Consider the following 25,588-nt stretch of genomic DNA (forward strand, 5'->3'; position numbering starts at 1 on the left):
GGGGCTGTTGAAGGAACCGAGTATGGCGACCGTCGAGAAGATGCCGATGCTGCAGGAGGGCTATGACAAGCTCACCAGCGAGCTGAAGCGGTTGAAGGCGGAACGCCCTCTGATCGTCGATGCGATCGAGGAAGCGCGCGCGCACGGCGACCTGTCGGAAAACGCCGAATATCATGCCGCGAAGGAGCGGCAGGGCCAGATCGAGGCGTCGATCGCCGATATCGAGGACAAGCTCAGCCGCGCGCAGGTGATCGACCCGCGCGACCTGTCGGGTGACAAGGTCGTGTTCGGCGCGACCGTCACTCTGCTCGACGAGGACGACAAGGCGGTGAAGTACCAGATCGTCGGCCAGACCGAGGCGGATGCCAAGACCGGCCGCATCAGCTACAATTCGCCGCTCGGTCGCGCGCTGATTGGGCGCCGCCTCGACGACGAGGTCGAGGTGTCGGTGCCCGCCGGCGATCGTTATTACGTCGTGTCGAAGATCGAGTTCATCTGAGTCATAACGTGCTGACGCGCGCGCCCGCAACGGCCGCGATCACCATCGTGACGGGGATCGCGGGCGCAGTCCTGATCCTGTCCGATCTGGTCGGCTATGCGGCGATCTATGCCGGGTTCATACCCGCGCGGATTGGTGACGCGTTTCCGCTGCTCGACCAGTCGGACCTGCTGCCCGTGTGGCTGACGCCGTTCAGCGCGACCCTCGTCCACGCCAGTTTCTTCCACCTCGGCTTCAATCTGCTGATGCTCGGCTATACCGGCATGTCGGCGGAGCGGGCGCTGGGGGCGAAGGGGATCGCGGCGCTCTATCTGGTCGGCGCGATAGGCGCGGCGGCGGCGCAATGGGCGATCGACCCGGTATCCGCATCCCCGATGATCGGGGCGAGCGGCGCGATTTCCGCGATCGTCGGTGCCTATTCGGTGCTCTACAGTCGTAACCGCACCCGCGCGGTCGGCCCGTTTTCGGCGCAGGTCGTGCAGGGCGCGTGGCTGATCGCGGCGTGGACCGCGATCAACCTGCTTGTCACTTATGTCAGCGCGGGGACCGACATGCCCGTGGCGGGTGCGGCGCATGTCGGCGGGTTCGTCGTCGGCGTGATCCTCGCCCGGCCGCTGATGCGCTGGCACTGGCGGCGCGCATGATCGCGATCGGCGGCGCCGGCCTGTCGGCGCGGATCGACCCGCTGGGCGCCGAGCTCGTATCGCTTCGCGACGGCGACGGGCGAGAGCTGATGACAGACGCCGATCCGGCCTATTGGACCGGCCACGCGCCGATCCTGTTTCCCATCGTCGGGGCACTGAGGGACGGGGTCTATCGGCTGGACGGCCAAGAATATGCATTGCCGCAGCACGGTTTCGCCCGGCGGTCGATGTTCGAGGTGATCGAACAGACAACCGATGCGGTCACGCTGCGACTGACCGACAATGACGAGACGCGCGCGGTCTACCCGTTCGCCTTCGCGCTTGACGTGCGGCACGCGATTGAGGGCGCGACGCTGACGACGACGGTGACGGTGCACAATAATGGGCATCGCGACCTGCCAGCCAGCATCGGCTTCCACCCTGCCTTCGCCTGGCCGCTTCCCTATGGCCGCCCACGCGCCGGGCACCGGATCGAGTTCGAGCGCGAGGAGCCGTCAAAGCTGGTGCGGATCATGCCCGGCGCGGTGATCGGCCCCGCCGACCGGGAAAGTCCGCTCGACGGGCGGACGCTGGCACTGACCGACGAGCTGTTTGCGGTCGATGCGCTGGTCTGGCCGGCGATCGAGAGCCAGTCGGTGCTTTACGGCGTCGAGGGCGCGCGGCTGCTTCGCATCGACTTTCCCGACACGCCGATGCTGGGCATCTGGACCAAGCCCGGTGCCGCATTCGTATGTGTCGAGCCGTGGCACGGGATTGCCGATCCCGAGGGGTTCGCCGGCGACATCTGGGAAAAGCCCGGAATCAAGCGGTTGTCGCCCGATGCTCGCTGGTCAGTCGAGATGCGGATAACGCTGACGCATTGACGGTTGCGGCGCGCGCAGTTGACGCTGCGGTGCAGCATCACGATCTCCGGCCGATGCCAGCGCTCATCCAAGCCCGTCAGGCCCCCGTTGGCCTCATTCACCTCGCGCTCGCCGTGGGTGGCTTCGCGATCGGTACGACCGAGTTCGCGACGATGAGCCTGCTTCCCTTTTTCGCTCGCGACCTGGGCATCGACGCGACGACCGCGGGGCACGCGATCAGTGCCTATGCGCTTGGCGTGGTGGTGGGCGCGCCCGTCCTCGCGATCCTCGCGGCGCGCTATTCGAAGCGGCTGCTGCTTGTCGCGCTGATGGGGCTGTTCGCGATCGGCAACGGGCTGTCGGGGCTGGCGGGCAGTTACGAGCAGATGCTCGGCTTCCGCTTCCTCGCCGGCCTGCCGCACGGCGCCTATTTCGGGATCGCGGCGCTCGTCGCGGCCGGGCTGGTGCCGACGGAGCAGCGGACCAAGGCAGTGGCGCGCGTGATGCTGGGCCTCACTGCCGCGACGATCGTGGGCGTGCCGGTCGCCAATTTCCTGGGACAGGCAGTGGGCTGGCGCTGGGTATTCGCGCTGGTCGCCGGCCTTGCGCTCGCGACCGCGCTGCTCGTCTTCGTCCTCGCGCCCCGCGACGAGCCCGATCCGGCGGCGAGCCCGACCCGCGAGCTCAAGGCTCTCGGCAAGCCGCAGATCTGGCTGACGCTGGCGACCGGCGCGATCGGTTTCGGGGGCATGTTCGCGGTCTACACCTATCTCGCCGACACGATGCTGGAGGTGACGAAGGTGGGCGAGGGGGCGATCCCGATCGCGCTTGCCGCGTTCGGCATCGGCATGACCGGCGGCAATCTGATCGTGCCGCGCTTCGCCGACCGGGCGCTGCTGCCGACTGCCGCCGGGTTGCTGATCTGGTCGACGATCGCGCTGCTGATGTGGCCGCTTGCCACCGGCACGCTCTGGACGCTGTGCCTCGGCGCGCTGGCGATCGGGATTGGCGGGGCGCTGGGCACCGTGCTTCAGACCCGCCTGATGGACGTGGCGGGCGAGGCGCAGGCACTGGCCGCCGCGCTCAACCATTCGGCGTTCAACACGGCCAACGCACTCGGGCCGTGGCTGGGCGGCATGGCGATCGCGGCGGGGTTCGGCTGGACCTCGACCGGCTGGGTCGGCGCACTGCTGGCGCTCGGCGGCCTCCTCTTCCTCGCGGTCTCGATGCTGATCGAGCGGCAGGGGGCGCCGGTGCCGGCGACCGCCTGACCCCCTCGCGTCCCGCGGCAATAGCCGCTAGGGGCGGCGGACGATGAGCCACTACGACGACCGCCGGACCTTTGCGATCATCTCGCACCCTGACGCCGGCAAGACGACCCTCACTGAAAAGCTGCTCCTGTTTGGCGGTGCGATCCACCTTGCCGGCGAGGTCAAGGCGCGGGGCGCCGCCCGCCGCGCCCGCTCCGACTGGATGAAGATCGAGCAGCAGCGCGGCATTTCCGTTACCTCCTCGGTCATGACGTTCGAGCGGGAGGGGGTGACCTTCAACCTGCTCGATACGCCGGGCCACGAGGATTTCAGCGAGGACACCTACCGCACGCTGACCGCCGTCGATTCGGCGGTCATGGTGATCGACGTCGCCAAGGGCATCGAGAGCCAGACGCGCAAGCTGTTCGAGGTCTGCCGCCTCCGCTCGGTCCCGATCATCACCTTTGTGAACAAGGTCGATCGCGAGGGCCGCCCGGTCTACGAGACGCTGGACGAGATCGCCGAGCTGCTTGCGCTAGACGTGACGCCGATGACGTGGCCGGTCGGCATGGGCGGCGAGTTTGAGGGGATCTACGACCTCGTCGGCAATCGCCTGCTCCTGCCCGAGGGGGCGAGCCGCGAGTTTCTGGGCAAGGTGATCGAGGTTTCCGGGCTCGACGATCCGTTGCTCGACGAGCATCTGTCGCCCGCCGGCATCGCTAAGTTGCGCGAGGAAGCGGAGCTTGCCATGGCCGGCTATGCGCCCTTCGATGTCGAGGCGTATCGGAACGGCGACCTGACGCCGGTTTATTTCGGGTCGGCACTCAAGGAGTTCGGCGTCGATTCGCTGATCGCCGCGCTCGCCGAACATGCGCCGCCGCCGCGCCCGCAGCCGGCCGAGCCTGCGCCGGTCAGCCCTGCGAACCCCGAAGTCACCGGCTTCGTGTTCAAGGTGCAGGCGAACATGGACCCCAACCACCGCGACCGCATCGCGTTCATGCGGCTGTGTTCGGGCACCTTCAAGCGTGGCATGAAGCTCACGCCGAGCGGCCATGGCAAGCCGATCGCGATCCACTCGCCGATCCTGTTCTTCGCCCGCGAGCGCGAGCTGGCAGACGAGGCCTATCCCGGCGACATCATCGGCATCCCCAACCACGGCGTGTTGCGGGTGGGCGATACGTTGTCCGAGCGGCCGGGCGTGCGCTTCACCGGGCTGCCCAACTTCGCGCCGGAAATCCTGCGCCGCGTCGTCCTGAAAGACCCCACCAAAACCAAGCAGCTTCGCAAGGCGCTCGACGACATGGCCGAGGAGGGGGTGACGCAGGTCTTCTATCCCGAGATAGGCTCGAATTGGGTGATCGGCGTCGTCGGCCAGCTCCAACTCGAAGTGCTGCTGTCGCGGCTGGACGCGGAGTACAAGGTCGGCGCCAACCTCGAGCCCGCGCCTTTCGAGACCGCGCGCTGGATCAGCGCGGAGGACCCGGCGGAATTGAAGGCGTTCATGGATCAGAACCGATCGGCGATGGCGCGCGATCGAGACGACAATCCCGTCTTCCTCGCCAAGTCGGCCTGGGAAGTCGGCTATATCGCCGATCGCTATTCCAAGGTGAAGTTCGCGGCGACGCGCGAGCGGTAAGCGGCGCGGCGGGCGGTCAGCGCCCGCCCGTCCGCCGGGTCAGCGCCGCGACGCAGCTCGCCCGGTCGATCGCCCGCCCGTCGCGTTGGCGCGCATCGACGTACGAAACGACCGGCACGCCGCCCCCGTCCTTCGGATAGAGATAGGCGTCGAGCACGCAGATCCCGCTAGAGAACTGGAGCTTGCGGCCGGTCCCCTCGGTCATTTCTGCGTCCGGTTCGCCAAACAACTGGCGAAGCGCGGCGGCGTTCTGGCCCAGCACGCGCTCCAGTCCGACGGTGGCGAAGGTCGGCTTGGCTGGCGGCGGCGGGGGGCTCGCCATCGGCGCGGGTACGGTCGCGCAGCCCGCCAGCAGCAGCCCGCCCGTCATCGCCAGTCCCAGATGCCTCATCCACGCCCCCTCATGTGATACCAATGCGTCGCCATCGCCGCCGCCAGCACCGGCGCGACGAGATTGACGAGCGGTACGACAAGCAGCGCCGTCCCCGCCAGCCCCAGCATGAAGCGTCCGCCGCGCGTGCCGCTCCGCCAGTCGCGCATCGCCGCGCGCGGGTGATGCCGCGCCGCGACCATGTCGCCGAGGTCGCGGCCGAGCAGCCACCCGTTGACGACGAAGAACGCCGCCGCGGTGCCGACACCCGTCACCAGCAGCGCGATGTATAGTGGGGAGAGCGCCAGATTGACCAGGAGCGTCCGCGCCGCCGACCCGAGGCCCATCGCCGCCCCGCGCGCGATTGGTACCGGCCGTGCGGTCGCCAGCGCCGCGGGATAATGCCGCTGCTCGACTGCCTCGACCACTTCGTCGGCGAAGATGCCGACGACCGCGATCGCGACCGCGCGGAACAAGAGCCATGACGCCAAGAGCGCAACGAACACCGCCGCCACGCCCGCCAGCTCGCTCCACCCGCCCGCGCCGTAGCTTTGGGCGAGCGCCCGCGCGCCCCACCAGCCACCGCCGCCGAGCGCGAGGAAGACGACGACCGTCAGCCCCAGCGACTTGGCGAGGACGCGCAGCACCGGCGGATCGCCGAGCTGTCCGATCGAAAGGGCAAGCGCGCGGAGCATCGCCGCCTTGTGCCCTCGGGGCCACGCGAACGCCAGCACCGCTTGCGCGCGCGCGGCGCGGGCGATAGGCGCGCCCAAACCCAGGAGCATGAATTGACCAATACCCAGTACGACGTCGTCGCGATCGGCAATGCCATCGTCGACATTCTCGCCCAGGCCGACGACGCCTTTCTCGCGGCCGAAGGGATGAACAAGGGCTCGATGCAGCTCATGTTCTCGCCCGAGGATGCCGATGCGCTTTATGACAAGATGGGGCCGGGGCGCGAAATTTCGGGCGGGTCGGCCGCGAACACCGTCGCCGGCATGGCGGCGCTGGGCGACCGCTGCGGCTTTATCGGCCAGGTCGCCGACGACCAGCTCGGCCAGGTGTTCGGCCACGACATCCGCGCGCAGGGCGTCCGCTTCGACACCGCCCCACGCGCCGGCGATCCGACGACCGCGCGCTGCCTGATCTTCGTCACGCCCGATGGCCAGCGGACGATGAACACCTTCCTCGGCGCGTCGCAGTTCCTGCCCGAGGCCGCGCTCGACCGCGCGATGATCGAAAGCGCCGCGATCCTGTATCTGGAGGGCTATCTCTGGGATCCCGAGGAACCGCGCGCGGCGATGCGTGCGGCGATCGACTATGCGCGGGGCGCGGGGCGGAAGGTCGCCTTCACGCTGTCGGACGTGTTCTGCATCAGCCGCCACGGCGACGACTTCCGCCGGCTCCTCGCCGACGGCCTGATCGACATCCTGTTCGCCAACGAGAACGAACTGCTGGCGCTGGCACAGGGCGAGGATTTCGAGGCGGCGGTGTCGGCGATCTCGGCGCAGGTCCCCGTCCTCGTCGTCACGCGCGGCGAGCATGGCGCGATCGCGGTCTCGAACGGCGAACGTGCCGAGGTGGGCGCCGAGCCGATCGAGCGCGTCGTCGACACGACGGGTGCGGGCGACCTGTTCGCGGCCGGCTTCCTCCACGGTCAGGCCAAGGGGCAGGACCTGTCGACCTCGCTTCGCACCGGCGCGCTGTGCGCAGCCGAGATCATCTCGCATTACGGCGCGCGGCCCGAGGTGGACCTGAAGGCGATGATCGCGCAGAAACTCGGCTGAGTTTCACGAGGGGAGAGGCGGCGATGCGCGGACGGTTCTGGATCGGTCTCGCGCTCGCCGCCGCTCCGCTGCCCGCGGCGGCACAGTCCGTCGAGGCGCGGCTCGACCGCTTTCTCGCCACCCGGCCGGTGATCGACGGGCACAACGACCTGCCCTGGGAAATCCGCGAGAAATACGGCGCCTCGCCCGAGGCGGCGCGTCTGGAGGGCGATACCGCCACCGCCTCTGCGCCGCTCCAGACCGACCTGCCGCGCTTGAAGCGCGGGGGCTATGCCGCGCAATTCTGGTCGGTGTGGATCCCCCAGACAACGATCGGCCCCGCGGCTGTCGAAACGACGCTCGAACAGATCGACATCGTTCGCCGGATGGTCGCCGCCCACCCCGACCGGCTCGCGCTCGCGACGACCGCCAGCGAGATCGAGGCGGCGCGCCGGGTGGGTAAGGTCGCCAGCCTGATCGGGGCGGAGGGCGGCGGGCAGATCGACGGCAACCTCGCCATGCTGCGCCAGTATCGCGCGCTCGGCGTCATTTACCTCACGCTTACGCATACCAAGAACATCGCCTGGGCCGACAGCGGCACTGACGTGCCCGCCGTCCGCGGCTTCACCGACTTCGGGCGGCAGGTGATCGCCGAGATGAACCGCATCGGCATGATCGTCGACCTCAGCCACACGTCGCCCGACACGATGCGCGCTGCGATCGCTGCGTCGAAGGCTCCGGTGATTTTCAGCCACTCGAATGCCTATGCGGTCAATCCGCACCCGCGCAACGTGCCCGACGACGTGCTCGCTTCATTGAAAGCGAACGGCGGCATCGTCATGGTCAACGTCTATCCCGTATTCGTTTCTGCCAAGGCGCGCGCGTGGCAGGCGGAAAAGGCGGCGCAGGAAGCGCGGCTGACCGGCTCCCCCGCCGGGCTGATGCTCGGCCAGCCCGCGGCGGCGGTCGAGGCGAAGATGGCCGAATGGGTCGCCGCCCACCCGCAGCCCCCTGTCACCGCCGCCGACGTCGCCGACCAGGTCGAGCATATCGCGCGCGTCGCCGGGCGCGATCATGTCGGCCTGGGCGGCGATTACGACGGCATCAGCGGCGCGGGGCCGGAGGGGATGAAAGGAGTCGACGGCTGGCGGCTGCTGTTCGCCGAACTCATGCGCCGCGGGTGGAGCGACACCGATCTGGCGAAGCTGGCGGGCGGCAACATCCTGCGCGTGATGCGCGGGGTCGAGGCTGCCGCCGCCGGGCGTTAGGCGGTGGCGGTCAGCTTGGTGCCGACGACCCCCACCACGATCAGCGCGATGAAGCCGAGCTGCACCGTGTTCACCTTCTCGCCGAACAGCCAGATGCCGAGCAGCGTCACGCCGACCGCGCCGAGCCCGGTCCACACCGCATAGGCGGTGCCGGCGGGCAGGCCGCGCATCGCCATCGCGAGCAGGCCCATGTTCACAAAACTGAGGACGATGGGCACCGCCGATGCGGTCCAAGTCCCCTGCGTCGCCGCCCATTTCAGGCTCAGCGCCCAGATGATTTCGGTCACGACCGCGACCCCGAGGATGACCCACGCCATCATCGTCTCCTCATAATCGGGCTCGTCAGGAAAGTGCCGGCCGGAAACCCGAAAAGAGGCCGTGCGTGCGCGCCGCCTAGCCGATGGCGCGCGGCGGGTCCAGCTTCAGCGACGGGCGAGCGCGCGGCCGGTCCAGATGCCGAAGCCGATCCCGACGATCGCGAGGACGCCGTTCACGATAAGCGCCACCTCGATCAGTCGGATGCTGCCCGTCGCCGCGGCGACTATCGTGAGGCTGAACGCGAGCCCGGCGGCGATCCACAGATAGCTCGAGCGGGCCATCACGGTTCGGTGCGCGTCATCCATCAGCGATCTCCTCGCGTACAGCATGCTCGAAACGCGCAGCGCCGACTAGCCTGCCGCTTCGGCCTCGCGCAGGTGTTGGGCAATGATGGGGTCGCCCGGCGCCAGCAGGCTCGCCTTGTGAAGCAGGTCGCGTGCGCCCGGGGCGTCGCCATTTGCCAGTAGCGCAACACCGTACGCATCGGCGACCGCCGGGTTCTGCGGCTGGAGCGCATAGGCGGCGGCGGCGTATTCGATCGCGCGCGCGTCGTTCTCTAGCCCCAGATGCGCCAGCGCCAGTTCGGCGAGCAGCCCCGCATCGCGGTCGCCGATCCGCAGCCGCAATTCCTCCAGCGTCGCGGCGGCGGCGGCATCGTCGCCGGCGGCCAGGTGCCAGTGCGCGGAAAGGCGCAGCGCTGCGACATTCTGCGGGTTCTGCGACAGGAACAGCGCCAGCGTGCTCGCCGCCTTTTCCCGCTGGCCCGACGCGTCGAGCGCCTCGATCAGCCGCATCGCGGCCGGCTCGTCGAAGCGAAGCGCGGCGACACGGGCATAGGCGGCGGCGGCGTCGGCGGGACGCTTGCCCATCATCCACACGTCGCCCAGCAGCAACTGCGCCGCTGGCACGCCGGGATTGGCATCGGCCAGCGCCCGCGCCTCCGAAAGCGCCTGCGGCCCGTTTGCGGCGTCGATCAGCCCGCGGATCAGCGCGATCCGCTCGGCCGGCGATCCGCCCGCGGCACGCTGTCGCAGCACGCCGAGGCCGTCGTCGGGACTGAACGCCGCGACCGCGGCGGGGGCGGGCAGCGCGGCGCGGTCGAGCAGTTGGGCCGCCACCTGCCGCTCGCCGATCCGCTCATGCGCACGCGCAGCGAGAGCGAGCGTGTAGCTGTCGGCATCGGGTCGCGCGACGACAGGGCCGAGCACGCCGATCGCGTTGCGTGCCGCGTCGGAGCGGAGATAGGCGGTCGCCAGCAACTTTCGCGCGGTGATGTTCATCGGCTGGCGCGTGACCAGCGTTCGTAGGCCAGCGATCGCCTGTTCCTGCTCGCCCGCCTGAAGATCGAGGACCCCGCGCAGCAGCATCACGCCGGGCAGGTCGTCGATCGCCCCGTTCGCATGGTCTAGCACGTGACGCGCCAGATCGAACTTGCGCGCCCGCGCCGCGAGCACCGCCTGAAGATAGAGCGCCTGCGGGCTGCCCTTGCGCACCAGCGTCGCGCGGCGCAGTGCCGCTAGCATGTCGCGCGCGCGGCCCAACTCACCGAGCGTGGCGGCGTACTGGATCAGCGCCGCGTGATTGCGGGGATCGCTCGCCAGCGACCGCTCGAACCAGGGGAGCGCGGCGGTCAGGCCATATTGCTCGCGCACCAGCTCCCCGCGCAGCGCGAGCGCATCGGTCGATCGCGGGGCGGCGGCGACGGCGCGCGCGCTCGCCTCGATCGCGCCCGACAAGTCGGCGGCGGCACGGCGAGTGCGGGCGAGCGCCAGCCACGCCGCCCCGTCAGCGGGCCGCGCCGCGACCGCGCGGTCGAGCGTCGCGAGCGCGTTGCCGAAACGTCCAGTCCGGGTTGCGAGTTCGGCGCGAACCAGATCCGCCTCGGCCGCGTCGCTCGGGTCGGCGGCGGCGAGCTCGTCTGCGGCACGTTTGGGGTCGCCCATCAGCATCAGCGCGCGTGCCCGCAGGTGCCGCGTACGCTTCATGTCGAAGCCCACCGCCTGTGCCCGGTCGAGCGAGGCGCCGGCACCCAGGCCGTCGTCGAGCGCGAGCTGCATCCGCGCGAGCCCTACCTGACCCTCGCCCCAGTTTGGATCGGCGGCGACGGCATCACCCGCGGCGGCGCGCGCGGCAGAGGGATTGCCCGCCTTCAACAGCGCCTCGGCCTGCGCCAGCGCCTTTTCGGCCGCGGGCCGGTCGGCACGGTCGGGCAGCAGGCCCCGGATGCCAAGCGTGACGACGCCAAGCCCGAACAGCGCGATGACGCCGATGACGATGCGGCGCCGCCACCGGCGGCGGACGCTGCCGCTGCGGCGGACGGGCTTGGGCTCAGGGCTGGAGGTCATAGGCCTTCATCAGGTCGTAGAGGGTAGGGCGGCTGATCCCGAGCAGCCGGGCGGTGCCAGAGATATTGCCCTCGGCATGGGCAAGCGCCTGGCGGATCGCGGCGCGGTCGGCCGCCTCGCGAACCGCGCGCAGGTTGATCGGTAGCGCGGGGGCGGCATCGCCGGTCAGGTCGAGGTCGTCGGCGGTGACGTGGCTGCCATCGGCCATGATGACCGCGCGCTTCACCCGGTTTTCGAGCTCGCGCACGTTGCCGGGCCAGCGCCACCCCTCGATCGCGGCGACCGCATCGGGAGTGAAGCCCTTGACCGGCAGCTTCATCGCCGCGGCGTGGCGCTTCAGGAAGTGCCGGGCGAGGAGGACGGCATCGCCCGACCGCTCTGCCAGTGCCGGAATGCGCACGACGATCTCGGCAAGGCGGTAATAAAGGTCCTCGCGGAACCGACCGTCGGCGACCATCGCGTCGACATCCTGATGCGTGGCGCAGACGATGCGCGTGTCGACCGCGATCGGTCGCCGCCCGCCGATCCGCTCGATCACGCGTTCCTGAAGGAAGCGCAGCAGCTTGACCTGAAGCGGGAGCGGCACGTCGCCGATCTCGTCGAGGAACAGGGTGCCGCCCGCGGCCTGTTCGATCTTGCCCTCGGTCGTCTTGACCGCGCCCGTGAAAGCGCCCTTCTCGTGCCCGAAAAGCTCGCTTTCGAGCAACGTTTCGGGGATCGCGGCGCAATTGATCGCAACGAACGCGCCGCCGCCACGCGGGCTGGCGTCGTGCAGGCTGCGGGCCAGCACTTCCTTGCCGGTGCCACTGGCGCCCAGCAGCATGACCGACACGTCGGCGCCCGCCACCCGCTCGATCATCCGCGTGACCTTGAGCATTTCGGGCGAGGCGGTGACGAGACCATGGGCACGCTCGCCGCCGCGCTCGGCCAGGCGCCGGTTCTCCGCCTCCAGCGCGTGGACGTGGAACGCGCGCGCGACGATCAGGCCCAGCGCGTCGATATCGATCGGCTTGGCGTAGAAGTCCCACGCCCCCTCGGCGATTGCACGGCGCGCGCTTTCGCGTTCGCCATGGCCGGAGGCGACGATGACTTTCAGGTCGGGTTTCAGCGCCAGCATCTCGGCCAGCGCGGTGAACCCCTCGTTCACGCCGTCGGGATCGGGCGGCAGGCCGAGGTCGAGCGTCGCGACCGCCGGCTCCTCGGCGCGCAGCAGCGTGAGGGCGGTCGCGCGGTCGGGCGCGATCAGCACCTCGTACCCGTCATAGGCCCATCGCAATTGCCGCTGAAGGCCGGGATCGTCCTCGACCACGAGCAGCTTGGGAAGGGGCGTCGTCATGCCGCGCGCTCCATCGAGCTGACCGAAGGAAGGATCAGGCGGAAGCGGCTGCCTTCGCCCTCGCGGCTGGACACCTCGATCGCGCCGCCCATTGCCGCGGCGATCGCACGCGCCTCGTACGTGCCGATGCCGAAGCCGGCCGGCTTGGTCGAGACGAACGGCTTGAACAGGCGGTCGCGCATGAAGGCAGCGGACATGCCGCACCCGCGGTCGATGACTTCGGCGACGACGCGCGGCCCCTCGATCCGCACGGCAACGCCGACCGGCTCGCCGGGCGGGCTCGCCTCGATCGCGTTCTGGATCAGGTGGCGCAGCACCTGTGTCGTGCCGGCGGAGTCGGCAAGCGCGATGGCGGCCGGATCGCCGGTGACGACGACCGGATGGGTCAGTCGCCGCTCGCCCGCCAGCGTTTCGGCAAGGCCGAGCAGCGGCACCGCGCGCGGCGCGTCGGTCCGCGGCGCGCGATCCTGCGACAGTCGGGCGACAAGTTCGGTCATCCGCCCTGCGGATTCGTTCAATGTGGCGACCATGTCGGCGCGAAAAGCGGGGTTGTCGGCATGGCGTTCGGCATTGCGCGCGACGAGGCTCAATTGGCTCACCAGATTCTTGATGTCGTGAAGGATGAAGGCGAAGCGGCGGTTGAACTCGTCGAACCGCTCGGCCTCGACGAGGCGCGCCTGCGCCTGCTGTTCGGCCAGCGAACTTGCCGCCTGTCGCCCCGCGACTTTGAGAAGATCGAAATCCTCCCAGTCGAGCGCGCGGGGCAGCGGCGGGCGGGCCAGCACGATCGCTCCCACCAATCCGCCGCCATGCGGCAGCGGAACGATCGCCCACGCCTCGGCACAGTCGAGCAGCGCCGCCGGGATCGTGTCGGCATCGGCGGGCGCACCGCCGGCGCGGATTGCGTCCAGCTCGATCACGCGGCCGGTGGCGCCGAGGTGCCGGGCCAGCAGGTCGTCGCCGACCTGAACCGGCATCGCCGCGGCGTCCCAGCGCCATTCGGCCGCCGGGACCAGCGTATCGCCCGACAGCGTCAACAGCACCCCGCCCGGCGCATCGAGCAATTCGGCGATCGCGCGGATCACGCGCGCGTCGAGCGCATCGCCGTCCGCGCGATGCCCGAGCGTTTCGGTGAACCGCATCCACTCGGCCCGATAGTCGTAGCGGTGGCGGAACAGGTGCTTCATCGCCTTGACCCGCAACCAGGCGCGCGCGGCGGGCGAGGCGAGGACGGCGAGCAGCGCGGCCGTCGATCCGAAGACGAACGCGGTCTGGAGCACGCGGGCGTGCGTGCCGCCCATGATCGCCAGCCCCTCTGTCACGCTGGCGAAGATCGCGAAATAGCTGAGCACCGCGAGCAGCGAGAGCGACTGGACCGCGACGGCGCGCGACAGCTGGATCGGGCGGTCGTCCTGCCGCTGAAGATCGGCGGCGAAGACCGCGGCGACGACGACCATCACCGCGCCGCGCATGGCGAGGATCGCGTCGGGCCAACTTCCGGTCGCCCAGGCAAGCGTCAGGATGTTTGCGTCGACCAGCCACATAGCCGCGATGCCGAGCGTCGCCGCACGCAGGCTGGCGCCCGTCGCGCGAGCATGGACATGCTGGACGAGGACGAGCGCGGCGACGCTCGCGAGCAGCCGGAGCACCACGCCGGCATCGACCAGCGCGCGGGCCATCGCCGGGTCGCGGATCATCGCCCCCGCCGACCCGATCGCACCGCCGGCGACGACGATGGAGGCGAGCACAGCGTAGAAGACCGTCCGCGATCGCTGCGCGCCCGCCTGCTCCGCACGCCACAGAAAGGCGAGCCAGCCGAGGTTGCGCAGCGTCTCCGCCAGCCGCGTCACGCCGTCACCGCTGCCGAGCCCGGCGACCGCGAGCGCCCACAGCGCCGTCAGCGCCAGCGCGGTCGCAAGGCCACGCCGCCGCCGCGGCTGCCGCCACGTCCATGCCGCCAGCGCCGCGAACAGCAGCGCGGCCAGCGAATGGCCCCAAAGCGTCAGCAGGTCGATGGCACCGCTCGCCAGCATCGGCTCAGCGCGCGCCTTCCGGCCACAGGACGACGCGGATCGTCTGAAGCAGGATCAGCACGTCGAGGAACGGCGAATAGTTCTTCGCGTAATAGAGGTCGTATTCGAGTTTCTGGCGCGAATCCTCGATCGAGGCGCCATAGGGGTAATTGATCTGTGCCCAGCCGGTGATGCCCGGCTTCACCATGTGCCGCTCGGCATAATAGGGCAGCTTCTGTTCGAGGTCCTCGACGAACTGCGGTCGCTCGGGGCGGGGGCCGACGAAGCTCATCTCGCCCTTCAGCACGCTCCAGCATTGCGGCAGTTCGTCGATGCGGAGCTTGCGGATGATCCGGCCGATCCGGGTGATGCGCGGATCGTCCTTCTCGGCCCAGACGGCGGTGCCCGCGACCTCGGCATCGATCCGCATCGACCGCAGCTTCACGATGTCGAACCCCTGATTGTAGAGGCCGACGCGGCGCTGGCGGTAGAAGGCGGGCCCCTTGCTGTCCAATTTCACGACGATCGCGGTGACGAGGACCAGCGGCAGCGTGAGGACGAGGAGCAGCAGCGAGGCGCCGATGTCGAACAGGCGCTTGAACGCGCTCGAGAACATCCGCCCCGAGGAAAAACCGTCGGAGAAGATCAGCCAGCTCGGATTGACGCTGTCGAGGTCGACGCGGCCGGTTTCCCGCTCGAGAAAGGTCGAGATTTCGTTGACGTGGACGCCGGTCGTCTTGATGCGGACGAGATCCTTGAGGGGCAGGGCGTTGCGCCGTTCCTCGAGCGCCAGCACGACCTCACTGGCGTTCAACAGGACGACGTGATCGGCCAGGTTGTAGATCGCGTCGCGGGCGATCGCCTCCGGGATCACGCGGTTTGCCTCGCTCATCGAAACATAGCCGACGACGACGAAGCCGGATCCCGGCTGGCGTCCCAGCGCCTTGATCCGTTCGGCGCGCGGCCCGGCGCCGAGCACGACGACGCGCCGCTTGAACACCTGTCCGCCCAGCGTCTTGCCGATCAGCAGGCGCAGGACGAACATCAGCACCAGCGCGGCGCCCATCGCGTAGAGCAGGTTCGATCGCCAGAAGGTCAGCGTCGGCACGAAGAAGAACACCACCGACAGGAAGATCGTCCCCAACGAAACCGCGACGATCAGCCGAGCGGTGGCGAACCGCATCGAGGTGAGCGCCTTCGGGCTGTAGGCACCGACCGCGACCATCGCCAACATCAGGCTGCCGGCGAAACTCAGCAATTGCGGAATGCGGGTCGATACCGGCTCCAGGTCGAAGTCGAGCTGATGGATGCGCCATTGCCAGCCGAACTCGGCCGCGGCGAGCAGGCAGACGAAGTCGAGCAGGCCTAGGAGCAGCACCGCATTCGGCACATAATGCTTGAACAACCGGATCATGCGGCAGGCCCCTGTCGCCCAGGTGTAAGGTTCACCGACATGTTGGCCGTGTCGCATCAATTGACAAAGAAAAGCTGAATGGTCCGTTCAAGAGGAACGGTTCCTTCCGGGCGTTCGTGCGTTTAGGCTCCGAAACGACCGCCATCCGGCGGCGAGGGGGAAGTGCGTCGATGTCCGAAACGAAGCTGATCGTGCCCGTCATCCTGTCGGGCGGATCGGGAACGAGGTTGTGGCCGATGTCGCGGCCCGAACTACCCAAGCAGTTCCTCGCGCTGACCGCCGACGAGACGATGCTGCAACTGACCGCGCGGCGTACCGACGCGGGCGAGCATTTCGCCGCGCCGATCGTCGTCGCCAACGCGATGCACGTCGACCAGATCGAGGCGCAGCTGGCCGAGGCGGGGACTGCGCCGGCGTCGATCATCCTCGAGCCGATGGGCCGAAACACCGCCCCGGCGATCGCGCTGGCCGCGCTGGCTGCCGAGGATCCTACGGCGCCGCTGCTGGTCATGCCGTCGGACCATGTCATTGCCGACGTGGCCGCTTTCCACGAAGCGATTCACCGCGCGCTGCCGCTGGTCGAGGACGGGTGGCTCGTCACCTTCGGCATCGAGCCCGACGCGCCGGAGACGGGCTATGGCTATATCCAGGTCGGCGAGCCGCTGGTCGAGGGCGTCCACCGCGTCGCCCGTTTCGTCGAGAAGCCGCCGCGCGACGTGGCCGAGGCGATGGTGGCGTCCGGCGATCATGCGTGGAACGGCGGGATCTTCCTGTTCAGGGCCGACAAGTTCCTCGACGCGCTGTCGGTCCACAATCCCGACATGCTCCACGCCGTCCAGCAATCGATAGAAAAGGCCAAGCGGGAGGGCGTGCGCGTCTGGCCCGAGCATGACGCCTTTGCTGAATCGCCATCCGATTCGATCGATTATGCGGTGATGGAAAAGGCCGACCGCGTTGCCGTCGTCCCCGTGGCGATGGGATGGAGTGACGTCGGCAGCTGGGACGCGCTGCACGCGATCAGCGACCGCGACGAGGGCGGCAATGTCTGCCGCGGCGACGTGGTGGCCATCGACACGCGCGGCTGCCTGGTCCGCGGCGACGGGCGGCGGGTGGCGCTGGTCGGGGTCGAGGACCTTATCGTGGTGGCGAGCGGCGACGACGTGTTGATCCTGCCGCGCGGCCGCAGTCAGGAAGTCAAGAAGCTGCTCGACGCGATGAAGAACTGAGCCGATGGGCCGGGTGCGGCGCAAGCTTGCCGTGGCGGCGGGCGAGCGCCGCGCGGCGGAGGCGGAGCCCCCGCCGGTCTGCGCACTGTGTGCCCGGCCGCTCGGCGCGAAGGTCGAGTGGCATCATCCGGTGCCCAAGGCGGAGGGCGGGACGGCGACCGTGCCCGTCCATCCGATCTGTCACCGTGCGATCCACGCCGCTTTGACCAATGCTCAATTGGCGAAGGAGGGTGGCAACATGGTCGCCCTCGCGGCGCATCCCGCGCTGGCCGCGTTCCTGCGTTGGGTGGCCGACAAGCCCCCCAATTTCCACGCGCCCACGCGCCGGGCAAAGACGCGCGGCGTCCCCAACCCACCGTCACCCCGGACTTGATCCGGGGTCCCGCTTCTTCCCCGTGTCCAGGGGGAGGAAGGGATTTCTCGCAGAGGCGCAGAGATATGGTGATTGCCGCGCAGCGGCTCTTACCAGCGGGCGTCGAGGAAAGCACTTTCGGCGCCCCGAAAATCATCACCTGCGCGCTCTCTACGCCTCTGCGCGAACTACCTTCTGCCGCCTCTTTTCAGAAAAAGCGGGACCCCGGATCAAGTCCGGGGTGACGGAAGAAACCTCAGGCAGCCGCCTTCTTCCGCTCGGCCAGTTCCTCGTTAAGCATTTCGGCGAGCAGGAACGCCAGTTCGATGCTCTGCCCGGCATTGAGTCGCGGGTCGCAGTGCGTGTGATAGCGGTCCGCCAGCGCCTGCTCACTCACCGCGATCGCGCCGCCGGTGCATTCGGTGACGTCCTGTCCGGTCATCTCGGCATGGATGCCGCCGGCATGCGTCCCCTCGGCGCGGTGGACGGCGAAGAAGCCGCGCACTTCGGCCAGGATTCGCTCGAACGGCCGCGTCTTGTAGCCGGTCGCCGCCTTCACCGTGTTGCCGTGCATCGGGTCGCAGCTCCACACGACCGGATGCCCCTCGCGCTTGACCGCGCGGACGAGGGCGGGGAGGTGCGCCTCGATCTTGTCATGGCCGTAGCGGGTGATGAGCGTCATCCGCCCCGCCACGCGATGCGGGTTGAGCGTGTCGAGCAGGCGCAGCAGCGCGTCGGGTTCGAGGCTCGGCCCGCACTTCATGCCGATCGGATTGCCGATACCGCGCAGATACTCGACATGCGCCGACCCCTCGAACCGCGTCCGGTCGCCGATCCACAGGAAATGCGCCGAGGTGTCGTACCACTGGCCGGTCAGCGAATCCTGCCGCGTCAGCGCCTGCTCATAGGGGAGCAGCAGCGCTTCGTGGCTGGTGTAGAAGTCGGTCCGCGACAGTTGCGGCACCGTCTCGGCATTGATGCCGCACGCCTCCATGAAGTCGAGCGCCTCGCCGATCCGGTCTGCGACGTCGGCATAGCGGTCGGCCCAGGGGCTGCGACCCATGAAGTCGAGCGTCCATTTGTGGACCTGATGCAGGTTCGCGTACCCGCCCTGTGCAAAGGCGCGCAGCAGGTTGAGCGTCGCCGCCGACTGCGAATAGGCACGCAGCAGCCGCGCCGGGTCCGGCACGCGCCCCTCCGTCGTGAAGGCGATGTCGTTGACGTTGTCGCCGCGATAGCTCGGCAGTTCCTGCCCGTCGATCACCTCGGTCGGGGCCGAGCGCGGCTTGGCGAACTGGCCCGCCATACGCCCGACCTTCACCGTCGGCAGCTTCGAGGCGAAGGTGAGGACCACCGCCATCTGAAGGATCACGCGGAACGTGTCGCGGATATTGTTGGGGTGGAACTCGGCAAAGCTTTCCGCGCAATCGCCGCCCTGAAGGAGGAAGCCATGCCCCTCCGCCACCCGGCCGAGCTCGGCGGTCAGTTGCCGCGCCTCGCCCGCAAAGACGAGCGGGGGGAAGCGGCCAAGTTCGGTCAGCGTCGCGTCGAGCGCGGCCTGGTCCGGATAATCGGGCATCTGCCGCGCTTCGGCGTTCTGCCAGCTTGCGGGGGACCAGCTACCCATTGCATTCTCCATGTTACGCGGGGTCACGAACCAGTCGGCGTGGTGCGCGATGCCGTTGGCGGCGATCTGATTGACGATCGGCGCGGCAGCGCGCTTGCCGTCCTCCTCCCAGCCCTGAACCGTGCTGCCGGGCGCGCCGTACCACGTGCCGAAAGCGGCGCGACTGATGCCGCGCGCCTCGCGAAACCGCCTGATCTTGATGCCTGCCAACGTCGTCATGCGTGCCGTTTACGCGATCTGGGTAAGGCCGATCAACCCCAAAAGGGTAAGCGACAAAGATTGTGCGCGCCGGGCTTGTGCAGCGCAACAATGCGCTACAGCATGCAACCGTCTTCGCATTGAAACATTGAAGGGGCGGATGGGGGAAGCACGCGCGTTCGATGAGATCTGGGGCCATGGCGGGCCGACAAACCCGCGTGCGCCACTGGAGATGCTGGCCGGCTGGATCGCCGAAACCCCGCGCGAGGAACTCGCCCGGCGGCTGGAAGCGGCGGAGAACACCTTCCGGCAACTCGGCATCACCTTCGCCGTCTATGGCGACCGCGATGCGGCAGAGCGGATCATTCCCTTCGATATCGTACCTCGCGTGTTCCTAGCCGATGAATGGGCGCGGCTATCGGCGGGGCTCGTCCAGCGGGTCGAGGCGATCAACGCGTTTCTCGACGACATCTATGGCGAGCGCCGCATCCTCGCCGACGGCATCCTCCCGCCCGACATCGTGTTCCGCAACCCGCAGTTCCGGCACGAGGTCGTCGGCATCCGCCCGCCGCATGGCATCTGGGCGCATATCTGCGGCATCGACCTCGTTCGCACCGGGCCGGACGACTTCTTCGTTCTCGAGGACAATGCCCGGACGCCCTCGGGCGTCAGCTACATGCTGGAGAACCGGGAGGCGATGATCCGCCTCTGCCCCGAACTGTTCCGCAATTTTCGCGTGGCGGCCGTCGACAGCTATCCCGACCGGCTGCACGAAACGATGCGCTCGGTCGCGCCGCCGGGGGCGGGGAGCCGCCCTGTCTGCGTCGTCCTCACCCCGGGGCATTTCAACAGCGCCTATTACGAGCACAGCTTCCTTGCCGATTCGATGGGCATCGAACTGGTCGAGCCCGCCGATCTCGTGGTCGACGACGACGTCGTCTGGATGCAGACGATCGCGGGCCGGGTGAAGGTCGATGTGATCTATCGCCGGATCGACGACGACTTTCTCGATCCTGTCGTCTTCCGCCCCGATTCGCTTCTCGGCGTGCCCGGCATCATGTCGGCGTATCGCGCCGGCAACGTCACGCTTATCAACGCGCCGGGCAACGGCATCGCCGACGACAAGGCGATCTACAGCTACATGCCCGAGATCGTCCGCTATTATTCGGGGGGCGAGGCGAAGCTGCCCAATGTCGAGACCTATCGCTGCCGCGAGCCGCAGGCACTGAGATACGTGCTCGAACGTCTGCCCGAACTGGTTGTGAAGCTGGTGGACGGATCGGGCGGCTACGGCATGCTCGTCGGGCCGACCGCCACGAAGCAGGAGATCGAGGATTTCCGCGCCGCGCTGATCGCCGAGCCGCACCGCTACATCGCGCAGCCGACGCTGGCGCTCTCGACCGTGCCGACGCTGACCGAAAAGGGGCTGGCGCCGCGGCACGTAGATTTCCGTCCGTTCGTTCTCACCGGCCGGGACGGGGTGCAGGTGGTCCCCGGCGGCCTGACGCGGGTGGCGCTGAAGGAAGGATCGCTGGTGGTGAACTCCAGCCAGGGTGGGGGGACGAAGGACAGCTTCGTCCTGTTGCCCGACAGCCCCCAGCTGCAGGCGCAGAGCCAGACGCTGGGCGGGATGTTTCAGCAGCAGGAACTGGGATCGTGAGGGGCGTGCACGCATGCTGATGCTCTCGCGCACCGCCGCGTCGCTCTACTGGCTTGGCCGCTATGTCGAGCGGGCGGACTTCATCGCGCGATTGGTCGAGGCGACCGTCCGCCTCGACGCGCTGTCGGCGACCCCGGCGGGGGAGGCGGCGTGGGAAAGCGCGCTCAACGTCACCTATACCGACGAGGCGTTCGCCGCGACCGGCGCGCGGGCCGATCAGGCGAGCGTCGCGCGGTTCCTGACGATCGACACCGGCCATTCGGGCTCGATCGTTCAGTGCCTCGACATGGCGCGCAACAATGCCCGCGCCGTCCGCACCGCGCTGACGCGTGAGGCGTGGACCGCGATCAATCGCGCATGGCTGCTGTTCAACTCGCGCATGCGACCGGGCAACGCGATGGCGACGCTCAACCTCGTTGAGGCGGTGAAGGCCGAGACGCGCGGGTTCGAGGGCGCGATCCTTCGCATGATGCGCAATGAGGCGGTGTGGTTCATCCGCCTTGGTTCCGCGGTCGAGCGGGCGGACAACACCGCGCGGCTGGTCGACGTGAAATACCACCTGCTGCTGCCGGAGGGCGAAGCGGTGGGCGGCATCGTCGATCGCGACCAGTGGACGACGATCCTTCAGACCGTGTCCGCGGTCACCGCCTATCGCTGGCTCTATTCGGAGGGGCTGGAGCCGCGGCTCGTCATCGACCTGTTGCTCACCCGCCCCGAACTCCCCCGCTCGCTGGCCGCGTGCGTCGAGGAAAGCGTCGAGATGCTCGGCCTGCTCGGCAAGCGCACGGGGCTTCAGGGCGGGGCGGACCGGATGGCGCGCGCGCGAATGGCGCGGATGCACAAGACGCGCACGCCCGAGGTGATCGTCGGCGGCCTGCATGAGTGGCTGTCGGCGTTCATCGCCGAAAACCTCGCGCTCGACCGCGCGATCGCCCAGCAGTTCAGGTTCATCTAGGATAGAGAAGATGCGCCTCATCGTCGAACATCGCACGCGCTATCGCTTTAGCGAGCCGCAGATCCGGTTGATCCAGTGCCTGCGCATGACCCCCGACGATACCGACGACCAGACGGTGGTCGGCTGGTCGATCGATGTCGATTGCGACGCGCGCCTGCGCCAGAGCCGCGACGGGCTCGGCAACCGACAGGCGATGCTCTACGCCGATGGCCCGATCGGGGCGATCGAGATCAGCGTGCGCGGCGAGGTCCTTACCGGCGACCATGGCGGCCATGTCCGCGGTACGGCCGAGCCGCTGCCGCCCGAATTCTACCTGCGCGAAACCGACCGGACCGTCGCGGGCGAGGCGCTGGGCGCGTTCGTCGGCGGCGCGGTGAGCGGGCTGTTGGGCGCCGACACGATCGATGCCGCCACGCGGGCGATCCACGGGCGGTTCGAGCGAATCCCCTATGTCGAGGAACTGCGCGACGCGGCGACGACGTTCGCCGGCACCACCGCTACCGGGCGCGAAATGGCGCAAATGCTGGTCGCCGGCCTGCGCACCGCCGAGATTCCCGCGCGCTATGTCGGTGGCTATCGCCAGCGCGAGGGGCGCGCCTGTGCCCCGCATGGCTGGGTCGAGGCGTATGCAGACGGCGAGGGCTGGATCGCCGTCGATCCCTCCACCGGCGGGCGCGTCGACGAGCGCTACATCCGCGTGGCGGTGGGCCTGGACACTGCGGGCGTGACGCCCGTGGCGGGTTCTCGGCTGGGGCAGGGCGAGGAGATGCTCGACGTCGCGCTGATCGTGGAACAGGCGCGGAGGCAGTAACCCGATCCTCCCCGGCATGGGAAGTCGGCCGCGCAGTCTGAAGAAGGGGCTGCCACAGGCGCGCCGCCCGCGGCGCGCCCGCTCCATCACGCTTCGCGTGCCACCTCCCCTTTGCGGGGGATGATGACGGTTCAGCGCCAAGCGCTCAGCTTGTCGATATCGCTAGGGACGGTGCGGTGCCGATTGGCGAAGACAGTCTCTCTACCGTCACCCCGGACTTGATCCGGGGTCCCGCTTGCTCTTGTTCTATCGTTCCAGCAGGCAGCGGGATCCCGGATTAGGTCAAGGATGACGAGCAACATCGATGGATCGCAGAAGCCTGAAACGGCAAACGCCCGGGCCGCATGTTGCAGCCCGGGCGCCTGCGTGACGATCGCTCGTCAGCCCCCTAATGTTGGCTCCGTCCACTCGCACTTTACCTTACGGCAAGGCGGGACTGGAACCTCCCCGAACCACGGCCTGTTTGCCTGAGCTTCGTGAGAGCTTGATTACGATTCCGTCATCCATCTGTCATTCACAATCGAGCAACGTGATTCCGAATCGCTTCACCATGTGTTCATTCGGCAACAGCCCCGATTGCACCCCTCCACAACGCTGCTAAGGCGGGCGCGAATGATCCCCTTTATCAAGGCCAATCCATGATCCTGTCGCGCTACGAGCGCATGATCGCGCGGCGCTATCTGCTGCCCGGACGGGGCGAGGCGTTCATCTTCCTGGTCGCGGGCATCAGCCTGGTCGCGGTCATGCTCGGCGTCGCCGCGCTCGTCATCGTCATGAGCGTCATGAATGGCTTTCGTGCCGAGCTGTTCGACAAGATCGTCGGCCTCAACGGTCATGCGGTGGTTCAGGGCTATGCCGGCCAGCTTCGCGACTGGCGCGAGGTGCTGGACGATGCCAAGGCGACCAAGGGCGTGACCAGCGCGACGCCGCTGATCGAGCAGCCGCTGATGACCGATTATAACGGCCGGACCGAGGCGGTGATCCTGCGCGGCATGCGGGTCGAGGATATCCGCGGCAACCCGACGATCCGCGACAATGTCGTGTTCGGCGACCTGAAGCAGCTGACGCCCGGCAGCGGCAACGTCGCGATCGGCTCGCGCCTTGCGCAACAGCTCGGCGCGACGGTGGGCAGCGAGATTTCGCTCATCAGTTTTCAGGGGGTGGCGACGCCGATGGGAACGGTGCCGCGCATCGTCTCCTACCGGGTGGCCGCGATCTTCGAGGTCGGCGTCTATGACTATGACAAGGCGTTCGTCGTCATGCCGATGGAGGATGCGCAGACGCTCCTCCTGATGGGCGATTCGGTGGGCATGATCGAGATCGACACGGTGGACCCCGACAAGGTGGAGCAGATCCTCGCGCCGCTGGCGGTCAAGGTTGGCGCCAAGGGCCAGCTCAACGACTGGCGGCGGCTCAATTCGGAGATTTTCGAGGCGCTCCAGGTCGACCGGCTCGTCACCTTCACCGTGCTGTCGATCCTCATCCTCGTCGCGGTTTTCAACATCCTGTCGTCGCTCATCATGCTGGTGCGTGCCAAGACGCGCGACATCGCGATCCTGCGCACGATGGGCGCGACGCGGCAGGGGCTGATCCGCATCTTCGTGACCGTGGGGACGACGATCGGCGCGCTCGGCATCATCGCCGGGCTCGTGATGGGGTTCATTCTTCTCTATTTCCGGCAGGGGGTGCTGAGTTTCATCGGCACCGTCACCGGGCAGCAGATCTGGGACCCGTCGATGCGTTACCTCACCGAATTGCCGTCGAAGACCGATCCGGTGGAGATTGCGGGCATCGCGCTGATGGCATTCGTGTTCAGCTTCCTCGCGACGCTCTACCCCGCGTTCAAGGCGGCGAGCACTGATCCGGTGCAGGTGCTGCGCTATGAGTGAGCCGATCCTCGCCACGCGCGGCCTGACGCGCAGCTTCACGCAGGGCGGTGCCACGATCGAGGTGCTGCGCGGCATCGACCTGACCGTAGGCCCGGGCGAGATCGTCGCGCTGCTCGGCCCCTCCGGATCGGGCAAGTCGACGCTGCTCCAGGCAGTCGGGCTGCTAGAGGGCGGATTCCAGGGCTCGATCCGCATCGCCGGACAGGAAGTCGCACAGATCAACAGCGCCGAGCGGACCGAAGTGCGCCGTGATCGCCTCGGTTTCATCTATCAGTTCCACCACCTCCTCCCCGACTTCACCGCCGCGGAGAACGTCGTCCTGCCGCAGCTCATCCATGGCGCGGGCGAAAAGGAAGCGGCCGACCGCGCCGAACGGCTGCTCTCCGCGCTCGGCCTCGGCCACCGGCTGACCCACCGGCCGAGCCAGCTCTCGGGCGGCGAGCAGCAGCGCGTGGCGGTCGCCCGCGCGCTCGCGAACCGGCCGGCGCTGGTGCTCGCCGACGAACCCACGGGAAATCTCGACGAGGCGACAGCAGACGTCGTGCTGGCCGAGTTCCTTCGCCTCGTCCGCGGTGAGGGATCGGCGGCGCTGGTCGCGACGCACAACGAACGGCTCGCGGCGCGGATGGACCGCGTCGTGCGCCTGCATGAAGGGGTGCTCGAATGACCAACCTCTACACGATCCCCGTCACCGCCGCCGACGGCAGCACGACCGACCTGTCGGCCTATCGGGGCCGCGTACTGCTGATCGTTAACGTCGCCTCCAAATGCGGGTTCACGCCGCAATATGCGGGGCTCGAGGCGCTTCATCGCGCGCATGAGGGCGCGGGGCTGACCGTCCTCGGCTTCCCCTGCAACCAGTTCGGCGCGCAGGAGCCGGGCGACGCGGCGGAGATCGCCAGCTTCTGTTCGCTCACCTACGACGTGACCTTCCCGGTGCTCGGCAAGGTCGATGTCAACGGCGCCGATGCCGCGCCGCTGTGGCGGCATCTGAAGCACGAGGCGCCGGGGCTGCTCGGCAGCGAGGCGATCAAGTGGAACTTCACCAAGTTCCTGGTCGGCCGCGATGGCCGCGTCATCGAACGCTATGCGCCGACGACCAAGCCCGAGGCGATCGAGGCCGATATCCAGCAGGCGCTCCAGCGCTGACGGGGGCTATCGCCCGCCGGC

General features: G+C 68.5%; 24 protein-coding genes. 15 read left to right on the top strand and 9 right to left on the bottom strand.

Annotated elements, in window-relative coordinates:
* Window positions 1–22: 22 nt before the first annotated feature.
* From greA to FHR19_RS14560, 5 genes are read left to right on the top strand one after another with little or no spacing between them, the layout of a single operon-like run.
* Entirely contained in the window at window positions 23–499 is a 477-nt protein-coding gene (gene greA / locus FHR19_RS14540) for a transcription elongation factor GreA (RefSeq protein ID WP_184029794.1), read from the top strand.
* A gap of 8 nt (window positions 500–507) precedes the next feature.
* A complete protein-coding gene (locus FHR19_RS14545) occupies window positions 508–1,143 on the top strand; it encodes a rhomboid family intramembrane serine protease (RefSeq protein WP_343053281.1) in 636 nt (211 codons plus the stop codon).
* Complete coding sequence (locus FHR19_RS14550; protein ID WP_184029797.1) at window positions 1,140–2,006, top strand: aldose 1-epimerase family protein; 867 nt, start codon at window positions 1,140–1,142, stop codon at window positions 2,004–2,006. Before FHR19_RS14545 ends, FHR19_RS14550 begins: the two co-directional genes overlap by 4 nt.
* A gap of 53 nt (window positions 2,007–2,059) precedes the next feature.
* Window positions 2,060–3,256: an MFS transporter gene (locus tag FHR19_RS14555; RefSeq protein ID WP_184029799.1), complete on the top strand. Its 1,197-nt coding sequence runs from the start codon at window positions 2,060–2,062 to the stop codon at window positions 3,254–3,256.
* 43 nt (window positions 3,257–3,299) lie between these two features.
* Entirely contained in the window at window positions 3,300–4,871 is a 1,572-nt protein-coding gene (locus tag FHR19_RS14560) for a peptide chain release factor 3 (RefSeq protein WP_184029801.1), read from the top strand.
* Window positions 4,872–4,887: 16 nt separating this feature from the next.
* On the opposite strand, the gene FHR19_RS14565 is transcribed toward FHR19_RS14560, so the two are convergent.
* Both FHR19_RS14565 and FHR19_RS14570 read right to left on the bottom strand, forming a co-directional pair.
* Window positions 4,888–5,262 (bottom strand): hypothetical protein, encoded by a 375-nt coding sequence (locus FHR19_RS14565; RefSeq protein WP_184029803.1) that lies wholly within the window; start codon window positions 5,260–5,262, stop codon window positions 4,888–4,890.
* Window positions 5,259–5,936, bottom strand: a complete 678-nt coding sequence (locus FHR19_RS14570) for an EI24 domain-containing protein (RefSeq protein WP_184030187.1) — start codon at window positions 5,934–5,936, stop codon at window positions 5,259–5,261. The genes FHR19_RS14565 and FHR19_RS14570 overlap by 4 nt, the downstream gene beginning before the upstream one ends.
* Window positions 5,937–6,029: 93 nt before the next feature.
* Here FHR19_RS14570 and FHR19_RS14575 point away from each other — a divergent pair, with 93 nt between their 5' ends.
* Both FHR19_RS14575 and FHR19_RS14580 read left to right on the top strand, forming a co-directional pair.
* Complete coding sequence (locus FHR19_RS14575) at window positions 6,030–7,028, top strand: adenosine kinase (protein ID WP_184029805.1); 999 nt, start codon at window positions 6,030–6,032, stop codon at window positions 7,026–7,028.
* A 23-nt stretch (window positions 7,029–7,051) separates the two neighbouring features.
* Window positions 7,052–8,275: a dipeptidase gene (locus FHR19_RS14580; protein ID WP_184029807.1), complete on the top strand. Its 1,224-nt coding sequence runs from the start codon at window positions 7,052–7,054 to the stop codon at window positions 8,273–8,275.
* Here FHR19_RS14580 and FHR19_RS14585 read toward each other — a convergent pair.
* The 6 genes from FHR19_RS14585 to FHR19_RS14610 all read right to left on the bottom strand — a co-directional run bounded on the left by FHR19_RS14585 (window position 8,272) and on the right by FHR19_RS14610 (window position 15,700).
* A complete protein-coding gene (locus FHR19_RS14585) occupies window positions 8,272–8,592 on the bottom strand; it encodes a DMT family transporter (RefSeq protein WP_184029810.1) in 321 nt (106 codons plus the stop codon). The genes FHR19_RS14580 and FHR19_RS14585 overlap by 4 nt on opposite strands.
* Window positions 8,593–8,697: 105 nt before the next feature.
* The gene (locus tag FHR19_RS14590) at window positions 8,698–8,898 is read right to left on the bottom strand and encodes a hypothetical protein (RefSeq protein ID WP_184029812.1); all 201 of its coding nucleotides are present in this window, start codon (window positions 8,896–8,898) and stop codon (window positions 8,698–8,700) included.
* Between the two features lie 45 nt (window positions 8,899–8,943).
* Window positions 8,944–10,938, bottom strand: coding sequence for a tetratricopeptide repeat protein (locus FHR19_RS14595; protein ID WP_184029815.1), 1,995 nt, complete (start codon window positions 10,936–10,938; stop codon window positions 8,944–8,946).
* On the bottom strand, window positions 10,922–12,274 hold the full coding sequence (prsR, locus tag FHR19_RS14600) for a PEP-CTERM-box response regulator transcription factor (protein WP_184029817.1): 1,353 nt from the start codon (window positions 12,272–12,274) through the stop codon (window positions 10,922–10,924). Before prsR ends, FHR19_RS14595 begins: the two co-directional genes overlap by 17 nt.
* Window positions 12,271–14,307: an XrtA/PEP-CTERM system histidine kinase PrsK gene (gene prsK / locus FHR19_RS14605; protein WP_184029819.1), complete on the bottom strand. Its 2,037-nt coding sequence runs from the start codon at window positions 14,305–14,307 to the stop codon at window positions 12,271–12,273. Before prsK ends, prsR begins: the two co-directional genes overlap by 4 nt.
* A gap of 4 nt (window positions 14,308–14,311) precedes the next feature.
* Window positions 14,312–15,700 (bottom strand): TIGR03013 family XrtA/PEP-CTERM system glycosyltransferase, encoded by a 1,389-nt coding sequence (locus FHR19_RS14610; protein ID WP_184029821.1) that lies wholly within the window; start codon window positions 15,698–15,700, stop codon window positions 14,312–14,314.
* A gap of 170 nt (window positions 15,701–15,870) precedes the next feature.
* Between FHR19_RS14610 and FHR19_RS14615 the strand changes: the two genes are divergently transcribed.
* Complete coding sequence (locus FHR19_RS14615) at window positions 15,871–16,926, top strand: mannose-1-phosphate guanylyltransferase/mannose-6-phosphate isomerase (protein ID WP_184029825.1); 1,056 nt, start codon at window positions 15,871–15,873, stop codon at window positions 16,924–16,926.
* Between the two features lie 4 nt (window positions 16,927–16,930).
* Entirely contained in the window at window positions 16,931–17,299 is a 369-nt protein-coding gene (locus FHR19_RS14620; protein ID WP_246359536.1) for an HNH endonuclease, read from the top strand.
* Window positions 17,300–17,534: 235 nt separating this feature from the next.
* Here the strand turns inward: FHR19_RS14620 and FHR19_RS14625 are convergent, their stop codons facing one another.
* Window positions 17,535–19,124: a class II 3-deoxy-7-phosphoheptulonate synthase gene (locus FHR19_RS14625; protein ID WP_184029828.1), complete on the bottom strand. Its 1,590-nt coding sequence runs from the start codon at window positions 19,122–19,124 to the stop codon at window positions 17,535–17,537.
* Between the two features lie 139 nt (window positions 19,125–19,263).
* Between FHR19_RS14625 and FHR19_RS14630 the strand changes: the two genes are divergently transcribed.
* From FHR19_RS14630 to FHR19_RS14655, 6 genes are all read left to right on the top strand, one after another.
* Window positions 19,264–20,763 (top strand): circularly permuted type 2 ATP-grasp protein, encoded by a 1,500-nt coding sequence (locus FHR19_RS14630; protein ID WP_184029831.1) that lies wholly within the window; start codon window positions 19,264–19,266, stop codon window positions 20,761–20,763.
* Between the two features lie 19 nt (window positions 20,764–20,782).
* Window positions 20,783–21,718 (top strand): alpha-E domain-containing protein, encoded by a 936-nt coding sequence (locus tag FHR19_RS14635; RefSeq protein WP_184030191.1) that lies wholly within the window; start codon window positions 20,783–20,785, stop codon window positions 21,716–21,718.
* Between the two features lie 10 nt (window positions 21,719–21,728).
* Window positions 21,729–22,529 carry a transglutaminase-like domain-containing protein gene (locus tag FHR19_RS14640; RefSeq protein ID WP_184029834.1) on the top strand — a complete coding sequence of 267 codons (801 nt, stop codon included), beginning with the start codon at window positions 21,729–21,731 and terminating at the stop codon, window positions 22,527–22,529.
* Window positions 22,530–23,167: 638 nt separating this feature from the next.
* Complete coding sequence (locus tag FHR19_RS14645; protein ID WP_184029837.1) at window positions 23,168–24,418, top strand: lipoprotein-releasing ABC transporter permease subunit; 1,251 nt, start codon at window positions 23,168–23,170, stop codon at window positions 24,416–24,418.
* The gene (locus FHR19_RS14650; RefSeq protein WP_184029840.1) at window positions 24,411–25,085 is read left to right on the top strand and encodes an ABC transporter ATP-binding protein; all 675 of its coding nucleotides are present in this window, start codon (window positions 24,411–24,413) and stop codon (window positions 25,083–25,085) included. The genes FHR19_RS14645 and FHR19_RS14650 overlap by 8 nt, the downstream gene beginning before the upstream one ends.
* Window positions 25,082–25,567, top strand: coding sequence for a glutathione peroxidase (locus FHR19_RS14655; RefSeq protein WP_184029843.1), 486 nt, complete (start codon window positions 25,082–25,084; stop codon window positions 25,565–25,567). Before FHR19_RS14650 ends, FHR19_RS14655 begins: the two co-directional genes overlap by 4 nt.
* The last annotated feature ends 21 nt before the right edge of the window (window positions 25,568–25,588 follow it).

Origin of the sequence: Sphingomonas yantingensis (genome assembly GCF_014199325.1) — a bacterium.
Classification (GTDB): domain Bacteria; phylum Pseudomonadota; class Alphaproteobacteria; order Sphingomonadales; family Sphingomonadaceae; genus Sphingomonas; species Sphingomonas yantingensis.

Coding starts and splice junctions, on each gene's coding strand:
- FHR19_RS14655 (WP_184029843.1), top strand. CDS start 25,082: ATGACCAACCTCTACACGATCCCCGTCACCGCCGCCGACGGCAGCACG.
- FHR19_RS14555 (WP_184029799.1), top strand. CDS start 2,060: ATGCCAGCGCTCATCCAAGCCCGTCAGGCCCCCGTTGGCCTCATTCAC.
- FHR19_RS14570 (WP_184030187.1), bottom strand. CDS start 5,936: ATGCTCCGCGCGCTTGCCCTTTCGATCGGACAGCTCGGCGATCCGCCG.
- FHR19_RS14645 (WP_184029837.1), top strand. CDS start 23,168: ATGATCCTGTCGCGCTACGAGCGCATGATCGCGCGGCGCTATCTGCTG.
- FHR19_RS14635 (WP_184030191.1), top strand. CDS start 20,783: ATGCTCTCGCGCACCGCCGCGTCGCTCTACTGGCTTGGCCGCTATGTC.
- FHR19_RS14620 (WP_246359536.1), top strand. CDS start 16,931: ATGGGCCGGGTGCGGCGCAAGCTTGCCGTGGCGGCGGGCGAGCGCCGC.
- FHR19_RS14595 (WP_184029815.1), bottom strand. CDS start 10,938: ATGACCTCCAGCCCTGAGCCCAAGCCCGTCCGCCGCAGCGGCAGCGTC.
- FHR19_RS14630 (WP_184029831.1), top strand. CDS start 19,264: ATGGGGGAAGCACGCGCGTTCGATGAGATCTGGGGCCATGGCGGGCCG.
- prsK (WP_184029819.1), bottom strand. CDS start 14,307: ATGCTGGCGAGCGGTGCCATCGACCTGCTGACGCTTTGGGGCCATTCG.
- FHR19_RS14640 (WP_184029834.1), top strand. CDS start 21,729: ATGCGCCTCATCGTCGAACATCGCACGCGCTATCGCTTTAGCGAGCCG.
- FHR19_RS14565 (WP_184029803.1), bottom strand. CDS start 5,262: ATGAGGCATCTGGGACTGGCGATGACGGGCGGGCTGCTGCTGGCGGGC.
- FHR19_RS14590 (WP_184029812.1), bottom strand. CDS start 8,898: ATGGATGACGCGCACCGAACCGTGATGGCCCGCTCGAGCTATCTGTGG.
- FHR19_RS14560 (WP_184029801.1), top strand. CDS start 3,300: ATGAGCCACTACGACGACCGCCGGACCTTTGCGATCATCTCGCACCCT.
- FHR19_RS14625 (WP_184029828.1), bottom strand. CDS start 19,124: ATGACGACGTTGGCAGGCATCAAGATCAGGCGGTTTCGCGAGGCGCGC.
- greA (WP_184029794.1), top strand. CDS start 23: ATGGCGACCGTCGAGAAGATGCCGATGCTGCAGGAGGGCTATGACAAG.
- FHR19_RS14580 (WP_184029807.1), top strand. CDS start 7,052: ATGCGCGGACGGTTCTGGATCGGTCTCGCGCTCGCCGCCGCTCCGCTG.
- FHR19_RS14610 (WP_184029821.1), bottom strand. CDS start 15,700: ATGATCCGGTTGTTCAAGCATTATGTGCCGAATGCGGTGCTGCTCCTA.
- FHR19_RS14585 (WP_184029810.1), bottom strand. CDS start 8,592: ATGGCGTGGGTCATCCTCGGGGTCGCGGTCGTGACCGAAATCATCTGG.
- FHR19_RS14550 (WP_184029797.1), top strand. CDS start 1,140: ATGATCGCGATCGGCGGCGCCGGCCTGTCGGCGCGGATCGACCCGCTG.
- FHR19_RS14615 (WP_184029825.1), top strand. CDS start 15,871: ATGTCCGAAACGAAGCTGATCGTGCCCGTCATCCTGTCGGGCGGATCG.
- prsR (WP_184029817.1), bottom strand. CDS start 12,274: ATGACGACGCCCCTTCCCAAGCTGCTCGTGGTCGAGGACGATCCCGGC.
- FHR19_RS14650 (WP_184029840.1), top strand. CDS start 24,411: ATGAGTGAGCCGATCCTCGCCACGCGCGGCCTGACGCGCAGCTTCACG.